This window comes from Nostoc sp. FACHB-190 (assembly GCF_014696905.1).
Classification (GTDB): Bacteria; Cyanobacteriota; Cyanobacteriia; order Cyanobacteriales; family Nostocaceae; genus Nostoc_B.
In genome coordinates this window covers 112,979-131,655 of sequence record NZ_JACJQW010000016.1, presented here as the reverse complement: position 1 = coordinate 131,655, position 18,677 = coordinate 112,979, and the positions used below count along the sequence as shown (strand labels likewise).

The window sequence follows — 18,677 nt, the reverse complement described above, 5'->3', positions numbered from 1 at the left end:
GGGCAATAACTACTTTTTTCAATCTTCTTTTGACTAATTTTACAGAAGTATTTTTACTCTCTGTACCAGCATTTGATAAGTTAGTTAATACATAGTTTGCAACAATTACAGTTATCGCTAAGAGGGGATTACGTTGAGTTACCATCAAGATGCTATTGCGCCACATGGTGGAGAGTTAGTTAATCGCATCGCCACACCGGAACAAAGAGAAGAGTTTCTGTCTCAGGCGGAATTTTTGCCTCGTGTGCAACTAGACGAGCGTGCGGTTTCTGATTTAGAAATGATTGCGATCGGTGCTTTTAGTCCACTCACTGGTTTTATGAACCAGTCGGACTACGATCGCGTTGTCACTGAAATGCGTCTGGCTAACGGTCTGGTATGGTCAATTCCAATTACACTTTCGGTAGCAGAAGAAGTTGCTTCTCCCCTAAAAGAAGGTGATTTAATTCGCTTAGATAACCCCGCAGGTCGGTTTATTGGGGTTTTACAACTCACACAAAAATATACTTACGACAAAATCCGCGAAGCTGTCAATGTCTACCGCACAGATGACGCAAATCATCCTGGTGTGCAGGTAGTTTATAACCAAGGTTCTGTACATCTTGCTGGTGATATCTGGCTGTTGCAACGAGATCCCCATCCTCAGTTTCCCACTTATCAAATTGACCCCTCTGCTTCACGGCAAATGTTTCGGGAAAATGGTTGGAAAACTGTTGTGGGTTTCCAAACCCGCAACCCCATCCACCGCGCTCATGAATATATCCAAAAGTGCGCCTTGGAAACTGTAGACGCTCTATTTTTGCACCCATTGGTAGGCGCAACTAAAGATGATGACATTGCTGCTGATGTGCGGATGCGCTGCTATGAAATTTTGCTGGAGCATTATTATCCCCACGATCGCGTAGTTTTAGCAATTAACCCAGCCGCAATGCGTTACGCTGGCCCCCGTGAGGCTATCTTCCATGCTTTAGTTCGCAAAAACTACGGCTGTACTCACTTCATTGTCGGGCGGGATCATGCTGGCGTTGGCGATTATTATGGCACTTATGACGCTCAATACATCTTTGATGAATTTGAGCCAAGTGAAATCGGAATTGTACCGATGAAGTTTGAACACGCTTTCTACTGCACACGTACCAAGCAAATGGCGACGACTAAAACCAGTCCCAGCAAACCAGAAGAACGTATTCACCTTTCAGGTACAAAAGTCAGAGAAATGCTGCGTCGCGGTGAATTACCCCCACCAGAATTCTCCCGCCCAGAAGTTGCAGCCGAATTGGCGCGGGCGATGCGAGTTCCCATTCCTGTTCCAGCCTTGACTTAATCAATAGATGAGGCGTAGAGACTCTCATCTTGCATCCAGCCCTAGCGATTAGAAATCGGGGCTATACAAACAAAGTCCGCCTGCGCGGACTGAGAGAAAATCAAGGTTCTTAACCCGCATAGGCGGGTTTTGCCCGTGTAGCCGCGACTTCCAGTCGCCTAATGCAAGACTCTACAAGATTTATTAGGGATAGCTGCTCATCGAATTGCCATAAGTTTTAAACTTGTCAAGATGTAAATAGTAAAAACTTTAACTTTACAGTCACGACTTCAGCCCTTTAAGCTGTTAGCTGACAGGCTGAGGACTGATAGCTAACTTTATGCAGCGTCGGACTTTTTTAAAACGGATTGGCTCAATACTGGCGGTGTTGGGTGTCACGGAAGCGGAATTGTTTACTTGGAGTCAGCACTACCAAGCTTTAGCACAACCCACGCCCCGAAAACTAGCTTTATTAGTCGGCATTAATCAATACCGCAAAAGTCCTTCGCTGAGTGGCTGTCTTACCGATGTGGAATTGCAGAAAGAACTGTTGATTCATCGGTTCGGCTTTGTACCTGCCAATATTTTGACGTTAACTGATGAACAAGCGAGTCGGGAATTTATTGAGGCGGCTTGTTTAGATCATCTTGGTAAACAAGTCAAATCTGATGATGTAGTTGTTTTTCACTTTAGCGGCTATGGTACGCGCATCAGGATAAACGAGTCTGATGAAACACTACAAAATGCTTTAGTGCCAACCAACGAAAATTTAGAAATTCAAGATGAGAAGATAGCTACTTATATTTTAGAAGAGACTCTGTTATTGTTGCTGCGATCGCTCCCTACAGAAAAGGTCACAGCAATATTAGATACTAGTTATGATCTGCCTAGTACAATTCAACCCACAAATTGGCGAATTCGCGCCCGTCAAGAGTTAGCCGCCAAGTTAGCCACCGCAGAAATTGAATTTCTCGAACAACTCAAAACGAAAGCTTCATTGACCAATGCAGTTATCTTATCTGCCACTACTGATCCCAAACAAGTAGCCCAAGAAGGACTATTTTCGGGGTTTAGTGCTGGCTTATTTACCTATGCTTTAACTCAGTACCTCTGGGAAACCACTCCCACTACCACACTGCAATTTAGCCTTGCTCATGTAGACAGTGCAATGTCTAAATGGGGTAGTAAACAGCATCCGAGTTTAGTCAATAGCAAAAAGGCCGTAACCAGCGAAAGCTTGCTGTTAGACCAAAATCTTGGTGCTGAGGGAGCAATTTTAAACATAGAAGAAGATGGAAAAACCGTCCAAATTTGGCTAGGAGGACTCCCACCACAAGTATTAGAAAACTACGGTGTCAATTCTCGCTTGACTTCTGCAAATGGAGAACAGCTAATATTGCGATCGCGTACAGGGTTAACGGCCAAAGCGCAAATTTCTGGTTTAGAATTAGCCACTCCTCTGCAAGTTGGGCAACTAATTCAAGAAGCAGTGAGAATTTTACCACGCAATGTTAGTTTAAATATCGGTTTAGATTCTGGGTTGGAAAGAATTGAAAGAGTTGATGCTACTAGCGCCTTTGCCGCAATGGCATCTATGGTTAGTGTCGTCACTGGAGAACAACCACCCGATTATATATTTGGTAAACTTTCGCAAACTCCCAGCCGTTATGGTTTATTAGCTCCGGCTGGACAATTAATTGCCAATGGCGCAGGGGAAGTTGGGGAAGCTGTGAAGGTAGCAGTTACAAGGTTAGCTACAAAATTGCCACATTTACTAGCAGCCAAGTTATGGCGACTCACAGAAAATGAAGGTTCTTCCCGCCTACCAATCAAAGGCAGTTTAGAAATAGTGAATGGGATATCACCAAAGGTCATTTTACAAAGAGAAACCTTACGCACTCTTGACACAAAAACATTACCCAAAAAATCACTCAGCACTTCCATTGTGCCGATTGGTAGTCGGATTCAATACCGCATCCACAATAAAGGCGATCGCACAGTATATTTAATGCTAATAGGATTGAAAAATCATAGAACTGCAATTGCTTTTTATCCTTGGCAAACTGTTGAAGAACCCAACACTTCCGAAACAAAACCTGTACTCCAACAAGTAATCATCCCGGCTGGCGAAACCATAACTCTACCCAACAATACAGCAACATCTGGATGGCCGATTTCAGGGCCAGCTTACGAATGCGAACACCAATTAATTTTGAGTCTTGCACCCTTCACCACCACCCTCAAAGCTTTAGAAACTGCTAAATATCCCACAGGCGACCAACAACCAATCGGTGCATTAGTCAATCCTTGGGAAATCGCCCAAGCCATCTTACAAGATTTACATAACGCCAGCCTTACCACCGCCGAAACCAATGCAACAGCGAATGATTTTTATACATTAAATGTGAATCATTGGGCTAGTTTTAACTTTAGTTTTCACGTCAATTGAAATCTGAAGTCTGACAGTACAATAAATAGTTATGCCAAACCGATACATCCATTAAAATTGTCAGTTTTTAGCCAAAATTAGGCAACCACAAGTGGTCAGGTTCATGTACAAAAAACATAATATAACAGGATAATTGAGCCGCAGTATGGATTAGACTTTTGGCGTAATTTTATATCGAATTTCAGGTACTTCAATTCCTATTTTCAAAGTAAAGTTAAAATTTTCAAGGTTTCTCGGATTGTTGCTTATCGTCTGCTTTACCTTCTTCACGGTATATGTAGCGAATTCTCAACAACTCCCTTTAGTTGAATACCAATCAAAAACACCTCCCAAAGCAACCTCCAAGTATAAATTAGCAACTGAGGTACTACTAGAGATAGGAATTGCACAAAGATACGATCTGCATTTCGACCACTTGATTGGCACGTTAATAGGTAAGGGCGACGATTTTAAGCTTTATACAAGGTTTAGGAAGATGTTTGTACGAGAAATCGGTTGGAGATACTTCAAAGATGCCTATGCAGCAAGATTGGAAGCTGATTTTTCGGAAGATGAATTAAAGAAATTGTTAAATTTATCAAAGCAACCTGTGATGAAAAAGTTGTTGCAGTCTGAAGTTAAAGCATATATGGATACTTCTAAACAAAGGTTCAAAATGGGATTTGAATTGTGGGAGAACTATAATAACGGCAAAATCAGTTTACCACCAGACTAGATTTCCAGCCGCATTCAGAAGGGCCATAACAAATCATTAGAACTGATGTTTCTGTGTTGATTTGGAGTCGTTCAATTGCTGCTCAATTAAGCCGTTGATCAATATACAAAGGTAGGCGAAGATTGATTTCTTCCTTCAATATATATTAATCATTCTAGATTCTGACTTCTGAATTTTTACTCTCAAATTACATGGTTCCAACTGTGGGTACTGTCAGCCTTAACACCTACGTTCAAGGTCAAGGATTTCCAATTTTAGCGATACATGGTCATCCTGGTTCTGGTCGTAGTCTTTCTGTATTTACTAATCACTTATCTCAACGCTTTCAAACTTTCGCTCCAGATTTGCGTGGTTATGGCAAAAGCCGCTATCAAGGTAATTTTGCCATGACAGACCATTTAACCGACCTAGAAGCCCTTTTAGACCGCTTTGCCATTGAAAAATGCTTGATATTGGGTTGGTCACTAGGTGGAATTTTGGCTATGGAATTAGCTTTCAGGATGCCAGAGCGTGTCACGGGGCTAATTTTGATAGCCACAGCCGCTAGACCTTACGGTAGTCATCCGCCGATTACTTGGCAGGATAACTTGTATACAGGCATTGCAGCTTTGTTAAATTTAATTAAGCCTAGTTGGCAATGGAATATTGATACATTTGGTAAGCGATCGCTGTTTCGTTACTTGATTCAACAGCATAATGCCACTGCCTATAAATACATTGCCCAAGCAGCAGTCCCAGCTTATTTACAAACCTCACCTGCTGCGACTCGTGCTTTATCCAATGCTTTGCGCTCTCGATACAATCGTCTAGCAGAACTAGAGCAAGTTAATTGCCCTAGCCTAGTACTAGCAGGCGCTCAAGACCGCCACATCACAGCCGAATCTAGTTTAGAAACCGCTAGAAATCTCAAAGATAGTCAGTGGCAATGTTACCCCGACACCGCACATCTTTTCCCGTGGGAAATTCCGCATCAAGTACTGAGCGACATCGACCACTGGTTAGAAGCGCACCAAGAAAATTTTAGATTTTAGATTTGCGATTTTGGATTGCAAGTTAATCTAACATCCAAAATCCCAAATTAATTGCCTGAATTAAATCTGACCGCTAAAGGCAGGCTTTACTTTGCGGTCAATCCGTTCCCCCAGGTCGTCGGCAATTGTCAAATTATCTGGCTTGCAGCGTTTGACATTCACTTGTATTCCTTGCGCCCCTTCCAGTTCTAAATCTTCCACATAGCCTTTTAAGGCTAATTTGGCATCAGCAGAAGTGAGAAATGGCCCAAAGTAGTAAGTGCAACGGGGGTTTTGTGTTACTATTTCCACCCACCACGCTAATCCGAGACTATTAAATGTGTTGATTAAAGCTTCTTTCATGTCGTACCCGATGGTTTTCATGGTAGTTGCTGATTGATCAATCTGGTAGTAGTTGTTAGATACTACGTTGTGATTGTGGTTGCTTTACATTTCTTTATACTCTTTTGCTCTTTTTTTTCAAAGAGGTTTTGGTAACTTATTTAGATACAAAGTGTTCAAAGAACGTTGGCGATAAACCTCGTAAAGTGCCATCCCAGCAGCAACAGAGGCATTTAAACTAGGGGTTTTTCCTTGTAAGGGAATTGACACCAAAACATCACATGCACGTTGAGTTAACATGCTTAAGCCTTCGCCTTCGGAGCCGATGACTAAAACTATAGGCCCGCTAAAACGTATTGTATGTATGGGTTCGCTTCCTGTAGCGGCGGTACCATAAATCCAAAAACCAGCTTCTTTGAGTTCTTCTAAAGCGCGGCTGAGGTTAATTACTCTTGATACTGCAAAGTTTTCTAAAGCGCCGGCGGCAACTTTGACGACTGTTGAAGTGATCCCTACAGCTCGTCTTTGGGGGATAACCAAACCTTGAGCGCCAATTGCTTCCGCAGTGCGGATGATTGCTCCCAAGTTATGTGGGTCGGTGATCCCCTCAGCGACAACAATCACGGGATCATTAACAGCAGATTTAGCTTGAGCAACTAAGTCTGGTAATTCTAGGTAGGAATAGGGGGCGATTTGGGCTGCTATTCCTTGGTGATTAGCGCCTTCGGTAATTTGGTCAAGACGCTTGGGTTCTACTTCATCGATAACTGTGCCATTTTCTTTTGCTTGTAGTAGCAAATTGTGAAATCGGGGATCGTAGCGTAACCGCGCTGTTACCCACACACGATTGAGTTCCCGTTGACTTTCTAAAGCACTCAAAACTGGATGACGACCGTAGATTAAATCATTTTCGTTATCTTCGGTTTTCTTGAGAATGGGAGATTGATAAGAAAACTGATGATTTGCCGAGGAATTGCTTGGTGTGGTGTGGTTTTCACGCTCTCCTGGTTTGGCTTTCCGAATCGGACTACCACTAAAACGCTTGCCTTTAATTTTCACAGTCCGCCCACGATTGGGTTCACCAGATGTCTGGAGCTTTTTGGGTTTGCTAGTCATAATGAGTTTCTATGTATGAGCTTATAAGTAGGCATCCTGAATATTTAAAGGTGCTGAACCGAACACACCAATTTTTGAATGCTCAGGTGAAATGTCTCACTCTTGTTCGAGATGAAGTTTTTGCAACAATTCGGTTAAGCGTGGGATATCGGTAAGATACAAGTAACCAATCAAAGTTTCTAAGCTAGTTGCTTGTTGATAAATTTCGGGAGCAAGGCGTTTAGGCCGTCCGGTCGAGGCGTTACGTCCTCTGCGGACAATTTCTAGTTCGGCTTCCCTCAGATGAGGAATCAGCGATCGCAAATGTAGGGCTTGTGTTTCTGCTCTCACCTGAGCCACTACCAAACGGTGATAAGTTTCTAGCCGTTGTAATGGCAATAGATAGAACATTCTAGCATAAAGCTCATAGATTGCATCTCCTACATAAGCAAGAGCAGCCGGAGAAATTTGCTGCACTTGGCTTGGGGAAATTGTTTGGTGTAGTTGTACATTGCTGGCTAGACAGGCTTGCACCCAAGATAAATCATCAGATGTAGGAGGTTCATCTTGTCTATCTATTGGTTCTTCCTCCTCGGAGTCCACAAATTTATCATTCCTTAACAGAACACTTCTAGACGATTAATTTTTCTGGAATATATTTAAAATATCTTACGTAGCACAATCTATACTATCAGGATTACCCAATTAATTCTATCTTTTTAGGGGAGATTTTCTACTGGAGTTGGAATTTCTTAAGAAGAGGAATGGTTGAGGCTGGGTGTAGGGGTGTGGGGGTGTAAGGGTATAAGGGTTTTGCACAAATACAACCTACACCCTTTTTGCGATAAAAGGATTTATGAAATATGTCAGTTTTGTAGATTTCAATCAAAATGGCTGGCTTTGATACCTCTCTCACGAGGAGAGAGGTTAGCGTCCAGTTTTGATAAAAATTAAGCTATCCAGATAAACTATCGGATAGCTGAATTTCACCCCCAGTCAAACTATCAAGACCCTTTGATATTTTCGAGAGCCGCGTCCACTGTGGCTTGCAGAGAGAGAAACTTCTCTAAGCGAACAAGTTTGACTGTTTGGGTGACACGGGCATTTGTAACAATTTGCAAGGTGCCTTCAGCGTTTTGAGCCTGCTTGGCTAGCTGTACCAAGGCTCCCAAGCCAGAGCTATCAACAAAGTCAATTTGAGAGAGATCCAGAATAATGTGCTTTGGCCCCTCGTCAATTTTGCCGCCTAGTACCTTGCGAAATGTCGGTTCAGAAAAGGCATCTAACAAACCTGTGAGGCGGAATAGCTGACAGTTATCCCGGATTTCACGAGTGCCTCTGAGGCTTACGGTTAGATTAAGTGGCTCAGCAATAATTCCCTCCTCATAATTAAAGTGAACGCTCAAGTATAGATGGTTTTTATGCACATTGTCTACAACCTGCTGAGATAGCAGAGTTTAGGCAACGTAAAAAGTAAAAGTTTTTTGACTTTTGCCTTTTAACTTTTAATTTTTACAGATCCCATCTAGCACTTTTTATATTTTTACTTAACCTCACCATTAAACTGTGCGTAGTGATCGCATTGCTTGGACAAATTGCTCAAATAGATAATCAGCATCATGGGGGCCGGGGCTGGCTTCGGGGTGATACTGTACCGAGAAGATGGGCAAAGATTTATGGCGGACACCAGCAACAGTGCGATCGTTTAAGTTGAGGTGGCTGATCTCAACCAATGTTTGAGGTAAAGTATCTGGGTTAATGGCAAAACTGTGATTTTGGCTGGTGATTTCGATCCGCCGTTGTAAACCCGCAGGCTGATTTAACCCCCGATGGCCAAATTTAAGTTTAAAGGTTTCTGCACCCAGGGCGTGACCTAAAATTTGGTGTCCCATACAAATACCAAACATAGGTTTTTGGCTTTCTAATAGGGTTTTGACGGTTTCAATCCCTTCTGTAACGGCAGAGGGATCGCCAGGGCCGTTGGAAAGAAAGATGCCATCTGGGTTGTAGCTGAGAATTTCTGCGGCGGGTGTGTTGACTGGGACAACAATCACGCGACAACCATAACTAGCCAATCGCCGCAAGATATTGCGCTTCACCCCAAAGTCAATGGCGACAACTGTAAATGTTTCTTCGCCATTAGTAATGTTTTCGGGATTAAATTCCCATTCGGGAATAGTGGGTTCTGACCATTCATAAACTTGGGGTGTGCTGACTTCCTTGACGAGATTCAAGCCAGCCATATTGGGAAATGCTTGGACTTGTTCTAGCAGTTCGGCTTCATCCAAAATTTCTGTAGAAATTCCACCATTCATTGCGCCGAACATCCGAATTTTGCGGGTGAGAGCGCGGGTATCAATGCCGTAGATACCGGGAATTTGATTTTGTTTGAGGTAGTCGGGTAAAGATTGGGTCGATCGCCAGTTACTCGGTTTATGACAAATATTGCGAGCGATCGCACCTTGCACTTGCGGCCGCAATGATTCTTCATCTTCAGGATTAACGCCTGTGTTGCCCAATTCAGGATAGGTAAAAATGACAATTTGACCGCAGTAACTAGGGTCAGTCAAAACTTCTTGATAGCCAGTCATGCCAGTGTTAAACACCACTTCCCCGATTGTGGTTCCCGTCGCACCGAAAGACCAACCACGGTAAGCAGTGCCATCTGCCAAGACAAGTAAAGCGGGTATTGCGTCAGACAGGGACATAGGCGATAGATTAGGGATGGGGTAAGTAAGAAGTTTGAAGTAAGAAGTTTGAAGTAAGAAGTCTGAAGTATTAAGTCTGAAATTTGAGATTTTTACTTCGACACTGCGTCTTCATCCTAAAAAAGTGTAAATCATCAAATGCAAAGTCTGACACTTCATACTTCATAATTCATACTTCATAATTCTGAATTATTTTCCCAGGGTGATTCGGTGGCAGGAGTAGTTTTGCAGTTGTTTGGCTAGGTAAAATAGATATCAATTATGCTTCAGTCTTTTTTATCTCGTACAGCCCCGATTTTTCTCGCAAGTGCTTTAGCTGTGTTGGGCGTTGCCTGTAGTGAAGACCAACAGACTACTGAGACTGTTAGTAATCAACAATCTGTGGTCACTGACAATTCATCAGTGACACCACCTGTTGCATCAACAGCCCCAGTCACCAGCCCAAAATCAGCAGCATTGCCGCCGTCGGCGCTTGAACCCGATACTTTTCAGTTGGGACTAGACAAAGCCGCAGGAGCTGTAGCTATCAGCCAATCGGCTCAATCAATTCAAGATTGGAATTTGGTGGTACATCAGTTTCAAGAGGCGATCGCTCTCATGGAACAAGTCAGTCGCCAAAGTCCTGATTATGTGTCGGCTCAAGGCAAAATTGTCGAATACCAGCGTAAGGTAACGTATGCGCGGCAAAAGGCGAATCCGAATTTGCCACAGCCATCAGCTGACAATCAAAACGTAGTCGTGGCAGTTCCCTCGCCAAAAACTGTGGCTAAATTTGTGCCACAACAAACTGTCCCAACCAGACAACAGCCAGAACAGCGCGTTTTTTCCTCAACAGAAATTCTGCCACGGGAAAAAAATGTGTTTGTTGCGCCGATTAAACGCCGCGTGGGTGGTACGCCGATTGTGGAAGTCACTTTTAATGGTCAGCAGAAATTCGACATGATCGTAGATACAGGAGCCAGTGGCACTGTGATTACCCAGGAGATGGCGAATGTGTTAGGTATTATACCTGTGGGCAAAGCCAAGGCGAATACTGCGAGTTCTAGAGCCGTAGAATTTCCGGTGGGTTATGTTGATTCGATGGCAGTTAGCGGGGTGAGGGTGAATCGAGTGCCAGTAGCGATCGCTGGGACAGATTTAGAAACTGGCTTATTGGGACATGACTTTTTTGGTAATTACGATGTCACCATTAAGCGCAATGTTGTTGAATTCCGTCCCCAATCGCATTCTGAAGCTAATTCGATAGAAATTGAACTAGATCCTCCAACTTCTGCCACGGACTCCCGCTCTGTAGAATTTCCCTAGCCACACTCACGCCTTGAGCATGATCTAACAACGGGATCACACCTGCAACCTGTAGAGCTAAGGAAGCATTTAAGGCTACAGCATCTTGTTGTGCTGTGGTTCCTTTGCCTTGCAGCACTGCTTTGAGAATTTCCGCATTTTCCTGGACATCACCACCCTTAAGGGCATTGATAGACACAGGTGTTACACCCACCCCTTGAGGATTGAGAGTTGTTAACTGCACTTTGCCATCAGATAACACAGCTAAATCAGTTAAATCCCCCAGGCTGGCTTCATCAATTCTTTCCCGCCCGTGTAAAACGATCGCTTTTTGTTTGCCCAGATTATGTAAGGCTTGAGCCACAGTTTCTAAAAGTTTGGGTGTAAATAACCCCACCACTTGCCCCGTCGGACGCAAGGGATTAACTAACGGCCCCAGTAAGTTGAAAACAGTGCGAATCCTCAAATTGCGCCGCAATTGAGCCACCGCTTTTAAGGCTGGATGCCAACCGGGGGCAAATAAAAAGGTGATCCCGACTTCTTGCAAGGCGGCTTGGACTTTTTCACTAGGTGCGCTTAAGTTAACACCCAATGCTTCTAAAACATCCGCGCTACCCGTCAGACTAGAGGCGGAACGATTACCATGTTTGGCTACAGGGACACCATAAGCCGCGACAACAAAAGCCACCGCCGTGGAAATGTTGAAAGTCGATGAACCATCACCGCCAGTTCCGCAAGTGTCAATGATGGGGAGTGGGGAGTTGGGAGTGGGGAGTGGGGCAGAATGTTTGCTACTTCCTACACTTTGAGATTGTAGGACTTCAGCCATACCCGTTAATTCTTCGGCGGAAACGCCTTTAAAATTGAGGGCGGTTAAAATTGCTCCTGATAATTCTGGGGGAACAGCTTCACTCAGCCACCCTTGCATTAATTCCGCAGCTTGGGGGCGTGTCAAAGATTGACCGTCTATTAATTGCTGTAGCAGAATATACCAGCTTGTAGAAATTTCTGAGGAACTTGTCATAGCTAGGGTTTTAAGTGATGAAAATGCGATCGCTAAGGCTTTCTAAAAAACGTCTGAGAAGTATTAATCGCTTGATCCCCCCTAGCCCCCCTTCAAAAGGGGGGAAATGGAGTCAAAGTCCTGCTTTTTAAGGGGCATCTACAAGGCTTCAATACAACATCAAAAAGTTTTCAGACATCTCTAAAAAGCGGATATGGCAGCTATCGTACCGGAAAATGAGCAGCTATCAAAGTTAGTTATTCATAGAATTTTCTCTATTTGATAGTTAGTAATGAATAATTCTTTCCCTTTCGCAGCACCATTTTGTTTGTAATTATTCATCCCATACTGTAATTCCCACTCATAAATATTCGCCCATTGAAAATTTTCTCGAATTTGTGAAGAATTATCATAAGTAATCAGCCAGGGATGATGGTATTGTTTTAAGCTTTCAGCAAATCTTTGATGATCAAAAGAGGTGTGTAAGTCTCCATCCTTTCCATAGAGTCTAGATTTAGTAGCACTAAAATATGGCGGATCTAAAAATAAAAATACATTTTCACCTTTTTCATTTAACAGGTAACTATAATCTAAGTTAGTTATTTTGATATCTGCTGTTAAAATAGATTCTAGCTTTTCTAATCGTTCTATTGATGAATGAGTGAATCTTTTATCAAAAGCTTCTTGGGAAAAACCACCGGATTCTATAGTTCCTGAAAAAGTAATTCTGTTAAGTATAAAAAAACGTATTGCTCTTTCTAAATCAGATAGTTCTTTTACATCAATGGTAGTGAGTTCTGTGAATAATAACTTACCATCTGTATATTGATTTTTTATTTGGCGTATTTCTTCAACTAATACAGATATATCAGATTGTGCAAGTTTCCAAAATAAGAATAGTTCTGGGTTTAAATCATTAATCCAAATTTTTAAATCAGGATATTTTTGCTTTAAATAAATGAATACAGAACCACCGCCAACAAAAGGTTCTCGAAATTCTGAAAAATTATCTGGTAAGTATTCAATAATCTGTTTTATCGCTTTAGATTTACCTCCAGGATAGCGGAGGGGACTTTTGAGCATAAGTAAAAAATCGCGCTTTGGCTTAAAATATCTTTATATTTGTTGTAGAGAATAAATGTTTTTATGTCTCGTTCTGTTCCCTATCAACCGTTGTGGTTGCGACTACTGCATGGCGTGAGTGGAATTTTTGCGATCGCCGCCATCATTACTGGATTTCTAGTTTACAATACTTACGATGGTAGATTTGGTAAAATTCCATTACCGCAACTTGGTGATATTCAAGGGATTCATGGCACTTTTGCCTTATTTTTCTTGATTATACTGCCAGCATTTGCACTTTACAGCTTTCATACTGGGAATAGGCGACTTATCCAAGCTAATTCATGGGAACAACTGCGCCAAGTTGGTAACCCAATTTGGTGGGTGAGTTTGCAAAGACTAGCTAACACTCTTATGCTAGTTGCTTCAGTTTTTTCTGTAGTTTCTGGTAGGATGATGAAAGAAGAATGGCTTCCTGCTGGAGAAATTAATCAGATTTGGTATACCCTACATCTTATCGCTTGGTGTGTGATAGTCGGCTGTTTAGCTATTCATCTTTTAATGTCTATTAAAGTGGGTGGTGTGCCATTATTATTGTCTATGTTTTCTTGGCAAGTTCGCCCCGAAGATAGTCCAAATCAATGGGCGACTCGTTACCATACTTGGTGGAGTAGCTTGCAAACTAACTTTGGCGAAAGAGCTAATCAATTGTTAGATAATAATTTAAGTTTGAGAATTATTGAGGCATTTGTATTGATTGGAGTTGTTGTTGCATTTCTCCTACCTGTATTTTTTTCGGAATAGTAATATTGTTTCTAACACCAAAAAAATAATTAACCGCAGATGGACGCAGATAAAAGCGGATGAATTTGTCTTCTAAGCAAGTAAAAATCGCTCTAATTTTGATTAAAAATCTTAGGCGTAGGTTGAGTGGAGGAACGGAACCCAAAATTCTCAAGACTTTGTTGGGTTTCGCTATCGCTACACCCAACCTACTATTATTAATAGGTTCTGGATAATAAAACTTTTAATTCTCACGCAGAGGCGCAAAGACGCAAAGAGTATTTCCTTACTCTCTGTGTTCTCTGTGGCTCGTTAAAATAATTCTATTAACGTAATGAACGAAATATTACACGTCCGGGAAATTCTTCTTGATTAATGCGTGCATAGACTCGCAAACAAGTTAAAACTTCTCCAGGAATACCGCCACAATTTAGCTGTAAATCATCTTTTGAGAAAGCACATATATCAGCATAAAGTCCTGACAGTTGACGAATTCTGACATTGTGTCCTGATTTATTGGCTTTGTCTGCAATTTTTTTTAAGGTTCGGCGTGATTCTTGTTGTAATTTTCCCCACCATGAATAACGTTCAACGGGGGGAATGAATACTAAAGAATGTATGGCTTCATCTATATCAATCCATGCACGTACAATAGCTAAAATATCATTATTTTCTTCGGCTTTTTGGGTGCGGTGAAAGCGGTCTGTTAAGGCTTCTATATATTGTTGTTGTTGTTCTGGTTTAGAATTGAAAGGAATAATATCAAAGCTAAAAATACTTTTTAATGCGTGATGTAAATCTGGTTCTATTTCTATAAATTTGAGATATAAATTTAAAAAACCTGCAAGTAATTGTAAATCTTCCGATTCGGGAAGGGGAAAAATTTTTGATTGTAAAAGTGCTTTTTGTGATAAACATAACCCCTGAATATTCACACTACCTTTGAGTCCAGGGTAAATGATTTCATCTCTGATAAAGGGAAGTTGGTAGAAATTAGAATCATCTTCTACCGCACCAATTTCTTGAGCTAAATCTAAGGTGCGTTGTTGCCAAAATACAGCTAAATCATCAGGTGTTCGTAGCAATTTACGGTGAATTTCATGCCATAAATCAGCATCATTTTGGCTTTGTAAAGTTGCATCACCTAAATATAAACTTAGTTCTGAGTCAGCATTCCAAGCATCACGGAGATGATTTAGTTTTGATTCATTTGAAGATTGGATAATAGTCGTTTCTTCTTGATGTGGAGGCTGCAACAAATTTTGGATTTCTTGCAGCAACTCTGCACAAATTTCAGTACCAGGATCATCGGGTAATTCTGTGTAGGCTTGGTTTAATGCAGCTTCTAGTCCATACAGGCTACACCGCAATAACCTGGCTAATTCGGAGTTTTCTGTTTCTAATAATTGACGTAGATGCTGCATGAATTTCACCTTTTTTATCTCACGCAGAGACGCGGAGACGCGGAGAGTTTTTACATTTAGATAGGGAGTTAGGCGGAGTAAGTTAATGTATTCCACAGAAGGGATCGCGTTCTTTATCGACTTCGTTAGGTTGTAATTCTAATTCGGCACGATAAACACAACCTTCTTGTTTTAAACATTCTTGACTGGTGGATGTCCAGTAGGGAACTTCGCCGGGGTGCATTCGCAAAATACCTTTGTTGTCGAGGGTGACGCGATATTGGCAAGGGTAGTCTGTGGTGACGGATGGTTTACTGAGTGAACCGATACGTATCCATTTTTTTCTGTTAGTTTCGGTGTCGGTTTGATAGACGTAAAATGTGTGTTGTCCAGTGTAAGGAAAGGGTGGTAAGGGATTACTAATTAAACCTTTGCTTGGTTGGGGTGAACCATCGCGGAGGTAATGAAATTCGTGTAGAGATTGGTTATCATTTGAGTCAATTTCAAAAACTAAATGATAAGCATTTGGTTGATCTACGGTTGCTGACTCGATGACATTGACTGCAATATCGCCATCAGTTAAGTCTTTATTTGGTCGTTCTACGGCGATGTTCCATTTTAGTTTACCATCGGCAAATAATGATGTTTCGGAAGCTGCTAAGATTGCGGAACCGACATCAATACCGGGAACATCGATTAAATAATGGGGATTTCCTTGACATAATAAAACACTAAATTGTAATGTCTGGTCAATTTCAAATTGCACTTTGATTTTTTTGAGAAACTCCGCTTCTTCCATCCCTAATTTTTCCATGAGATGTTTACCGTCGAAGCTTCCCCACAATCTTAAATCACCGTCTTCGTAGTCTTGGCGATAAATAATATTAGTTAACTGTATACCTTGCCAAGCTGTACGCACTTTGGCGACTGTTTCCCAAGGTGCAATTTGATGGAGTTCTTGTCCGGCTTTAAAGATTGGTAGTAGTTCGTTGCTTTGGGTTTTGCGTTTGAAGTTGCAAGGTAAGTAATAAAATAGATTTTTAACGTCAATTTCTAATTGATTTGCGCCTTTTTGTAGGAGTGCTTTTGATTCTTCAGGGTCAAATCTGAGTCGGCGTAATTTTTCGGCGTAACACGCACCTGCGGAGGTTGCGAGTTTAGTAAATTCTAAAACGAAGGTGATGCGTTCTGGGTTCCAAACGAAGTAGGGAGACTTGCTAAATTCTTGGTAAATATGGCGTTGTACTAAGTCGAGATTGCAAGTTTTTCCTGAGAGAATTAACCAGTCAACTTTGTGGGTGTTCCAAGCGTCGATGGTGTTATCGTCTGAACGTAAGCGGCTTTCCATTAAGCCTTTAGCAATACCAATGGCTTCTTTAATAGCAGAAGTGGCAACACGTTCAAATTGTTGATTATCTAGGGTGACGGCAATATTATCGGGGTTGTGAATTTGATATTTAATGGCGCTTTGGGTGAGAAGTTCAGCAATTTGTTGTTCAGAGATTGTAAAGGTTACAAGTGAATTATCTGCTGGTAATTTTTGTCCGAGTTTGAGTTTGGCGGCTTCTGCATAATCCCACAATGTGTAGAAGGTTTGTAGACGTTGAGGTGCTTGTTGCCAACGGGTTGGTAAGACTTTTTCGGCTGTATCTAAGGCATCTTTATAAGCTGTATCGCCTTCGGGATTTTCTCTATCTAGGCATTTTAATAAGCTGCCTGTTTTGAATTTTCCTTGGTCGAGAAAACGCTCGTTTAATTCGGAACTAATTAAGTCTTCGAGTTTTTCGCTATCGATATCGCCACGGGTAACTGCTGTTAAGAGAAAATCTGCGATCGCAACTTTTAATAACCTAAATACTCGCAGTGTAATTAATTCGCCACCGAGTTGTAAATGTCCTGATGAACCTAATAGTTTTGGCGTTAGTTTATAATACCTGCCACCTAAGCCTCGGTCTTCATTAGTGGCAAAGAATGGGGTTTTATCTTCTAAGGTTAATTCAATTAATGCTAAGTCTGTTGTACCGCCACCAATATCTAAAACTAATACATTTTGTGACCATTTATTGCCATCGCGTCGACAACGAGTTTTAAAAGATTCAATGCCAATATTTAAATTACCGCCAAATTCTCGCCACAAGAAAAATATCGCTACCGAAACAGCTTCATCATAAGCTGTTTGCACATCATCAATACCTAATTGTTCAACTAATTGCTTAACTTCTTTACGAACTACTGGCGGTGCAACAGTGGGGTAAGTAACAACTGCTGTTAACAGTTCACCTTCAGAAAATCTACGTCTAGCACGTTGGCGGTAATCTTCAGTTAAATCAATTAAATGCGCCCAAGCTGCTTGAATTAATTGGTTAACATTAATATTAATTTCAGTATCATTTAACATTACAGGGAATGTTTTATTCTGTCCAAAATACCGCTTTGGTGAATGATGAAACCGACTGATAATTTCTTTTAAAGAACTGCTAGTACCTTGGGCGATCGCTTTTTTGCGATTATCTCTTGCTTCTCGCCCCATTTTCAGTTTTAATACTTCTAAGTTGGCAATTTCTAACTCGCTGGGGATTTCGCTATCACGGCGGTCAATATCTAAAACTACAGGGATTAAATTTTGTGATTCCAAGGTAGGAACGCGAAAGACTTCATGATATATTTGATATAATTTTTTACTGGCGGCGCGTTGAAATTTTTCGCTATTACCTAAAGATAATTCGATTTGGCGAATTGCTTCTAAAAATCTTTCTCTGTTATCACTTTCAAAGATTTCGCTTAAACGGCTGGGTTCGATTTCTAAGTTTTTACTAATATCAATAATAAATTTTTGCCACTCAACTTCGCTGATTTCTGGTAGTGCTTCGGAAGCGGGAGAATTGAGCCATTGCGACAGGCGATCGCGCAATCTTAATTCCTGTTCCCGTGGTAAAATTTCGGCAATGGGAATTTCTATCGGGTCGAACAAAGTCACGGTAGAGTTCGACGTACCAAAATCTAAAGCAAACCATCCCGGAAATCTTTTGACTTGTTGATAGTTAACTGGTTCTTCCGGCGGGTTTGGTAGTGACTCAGAATTCATAATTTGCGCTTCAGCAGTAGATGGTGTCCATAAATAACAAACAGCCTGAACTTGTCGCGGTTCAGATAATACTGGTTCCCCTGAAAAGTCGGAATCAAAATATTCAACAATGACGTGTAAGGTACAGTTGATTGGTTCGGTTAAAGGTTTGTCTAATTTACAAGGATATTGTTCTAGTTGTCCGATTTGGGAAATTTTTGGGGTGACAGCATCAAAGGGTTTATATGCTTTTTGAATTTGGATGATTAGTTCGCTGGGTGTACCTTTAACAGAGAAGTTAATTCGGGCAATGTGGGGTACATTATTACCAATAGCGACTAGTTGAATGGTGGGAAGTTCTAAATATTCGTTGTCGTTAACTTGAACTTGAAAGCGTGGAGGGAGGCGAATTTCTACTGGCATTTTTTAGTTCCTTTCTTTTATTTCGCGCGAAGG

At 41.5% G+C, this 18,677-nt stretch carries 16 protein-coding genes; 7 read left to right on the top strand and 9 right to left on the bottom strand.

All coding sequences use genetic code 11. The features are described from left to right. The first annotated feature begins 133 nt into the window (after positions 1–133). The 4 genes from sat (at position 134) to H6G28_RS18315 (ending at position 5,498) form a co-directional block, all read left to right on the top strand. Positions 134–1,324: a sulfate adenylyltransferase gene (gene sat, locus H6G28_RS18330; RefSeq protein WP_190672940.1), complete on the top strand. Its 1,191-nt coding sequence runs from the start codon at positions 134–136 to the stop codon at positions 1,322–1,324. Positions 1,325–1,643: 319 nt separating this feature from the next. After that, positions 1,644–3,752, top strand: coding sequence for a caspase family protein (locus H6G28_RS18325; RefSeq protein WP_190672937.1), 2,109 nt, complete (start codon positions 1,644–1,646; stop codon positions 3,750–3,752). A 475-nt stretch (positions 3,753–4,227) separates the two neighbouring features. Continuing rightward, positions 4,228–4,467: a DUF2059 domain-containing protein gene (locus H6G28_RS36895; protein WP_242051497.1), complete on the top strand. Its 240-nt coding sequence runs from the start codon at positions 4,228–4,230 to the stop codon at positions 4,465–4,467. Between the two features lie 191 nt (positions 4,468–4,658). Beyond that, a complete protein-coding gene (locus H6G28_RS18315) occupies positions 4,659–5,498 on the top strand; it encodes an alpha/beta fold hydrolase (RefSeq protein WP_190672935.1) in 840 nt (279 codons plus the stop codon). A 60-nt stretch (positions 5,499–5,558) separates the two neighbouring features. On the opposite strand, the gene H6G28_RS18310 is transcribed toward H6G28_RS18315, so the two are convergent. The 5 genes from H6G28_RS18310 to carA all read right to left on the bottom strand — a co-directional run bounded on the left by H6G28_RS18310 (position 5,559) and on the right by carA (position 9,622). Continuing rightward, complete coding sequence (locus H6G28_RS18310; RefSeq protein WP_190672932.1) at positions 5,559–5,861, bottom strand: DUF1816 domain-containing protein; 303 nt, start codon at positions 5,859–5,861, stop codon at positions 5,559–5,561. A gap of 96 nt (positions 5,862–5,957) precedes the next feature. Beyond that, complete coding sequence (gene rlmB / locus H6G28_RS18305; RefSeq protein ID WP_190672929.1) at positions 5,958–6,935, bottom strand: 23S rRNA (guanosine(2251)-2'-O)-methyltransferase RlmB; 978 nt, start codon at positions 6,933–6,935, stop codon at positions 5,958–5,960. A 96-nt stretch (positions 6,936–7,031) separates the two neighbouring features. Then, positions 7,032–7,517 carry a Mini-ribonuclease 3 gene (locus tag H6G28_RS18300; protein WP_190589204.1) on the bottom strand — a complete coding sequence of 162 codons (486 nt, stop codon included), beginning with the start codon at positions 7,515–7,517 and terminating at the stop codon, positions 7,032–7,034. A gap of 401 nt (positions 7,518–7,918) precedes the next feature. Continuing rightward, positions 7,919–8,320: an STAS domain-containing protein gene (locus H6G28_RS18295; protein ID WP_190672926.1), complete on the bottom strand. Its 402-nt coding sequence runs from the start codon at positions 8,318–8,320 to the stop codon at positions 7,919–7,921. A 153-nt stretch (positions 8,321–8,473) separates the two neighbouring features. Continuing rightward, on the bottom strand, positions 8,474–9,622 hold the full coding sequence (gene carA, locus H6G28_RS18290) for a glutamine-hydrolyzing carbamoyl-phosphate synthase small subunit (RefSeq protein WP_190589200.1): 1,149 nt from the start codon (positions 9,620–9,622) through the stop codon (positions 8,474–8,476). 261 nt (positions 9,623–9,883) lie between these two features. Here carA and H6G28_RS18285 point away from each other — a divergent pair, with 261 nt between their 5' ends. Beyond that, positions 9,884–10,927: a retropepsin-like aspartic protease family protein gene (locus tag H6G28_RS18285; RefSeq protein WP_190672923.1), complete on the top strand. Its 1,044-nt coding sequence runs from the start codon at positions 9,884–9,886 to the stop codon at positions 10,925–10,927. On the opposite strand, the gene trpD is transcribed toward H6G28_RS18285, so the two are convergent. Both trpD and H6G28_RS18275 read right to left on the bottom strand, forming a co-directional pair. Then, positions 10,857–11,930, bottom strand: coding sequence for an anthranilate phosphoribosyltransferase (gene trpD, locus H6G28_RS18280; RefSeq protein ID WP_190672920.1), 1,074 nt, complete (start codon positions 11,928–11,930; stop codon positions 10,857–10,859). The two genes, H6G28_RS18285 and trpD, sit on opposite strands and share 71 nt — an antisense overlap. A 240-nt stretch (positions 11,931–12,170) precedes the next feature. Next, entirely contained in the window at positions 12,171–12,992 is an 822-nt protein-coding gene (locus tag H6G28_RS18275; RefSeq protein WP_190672918.1) for a DNA adenine methylase, read from the bottom strand. Positions 12,993–13,055: 63 nt separating this feature from the next. Here H6G28_RS18275 and H6G28_RS18270 point away from each other — a divergent pair, with 63 nt between their 5' ends. Together H6G28_RS18270 and H6G28_RS18265 are read left to right on the top strand one after the other, a co-directional pair. Further along, a complete protein-coding gene (locus tag H6G28_RS18270; protein ID WP_190672915.1) occupies positions 13,056–13,775 on the top strand; it encodes a cytochrome b/b6 domain-containing protein in 720 nt (239 codons plus the stop codon). A gap of 59 nt (positions 13,776–13,834) precedes the next feature. Next, complete coding sequence (locus H6G28_RS18265) at positions 13,835–13,990, top strand: hypothetical protein (protein WP_190672912.1); 156 nt, start codon at positions 13,835–13,837, stop codon at positions 13,988–13,990. A gap of 90 nt (positions 13,991–14,080) precedes the next feature. Here the strand turns inward: H6G28_RS18265 and H6G28_RS18260 are convergent, their stop codons facing one another. Further along, complete coding sequence (locus tag H6G28_RS18260; RefSeq protein WP_190672909.1) at positions 14,081–15,178, bottom strand: hypothetical protein; 1,098 nt, start codon at positions 15,176–15,178, stop codon at positions 14,081–14,083. A gap of 82 nt (positions 15,179–15,260) precedes the next feature. Then, complete coding sequence (locus H6G28_RS18255; RefSeq protein ID WP_190672906.1) at positions 15,261–18,644, bottom strand: acetate and sugar kinases/Hsc70/actin family protein; 3,384 nt, start codon at positions 18,642–18,644, stop codon at positions 15,261–15,263. Between the last annotated feature and the right edge of the window lie 33 nt (positions 18,645–18,677).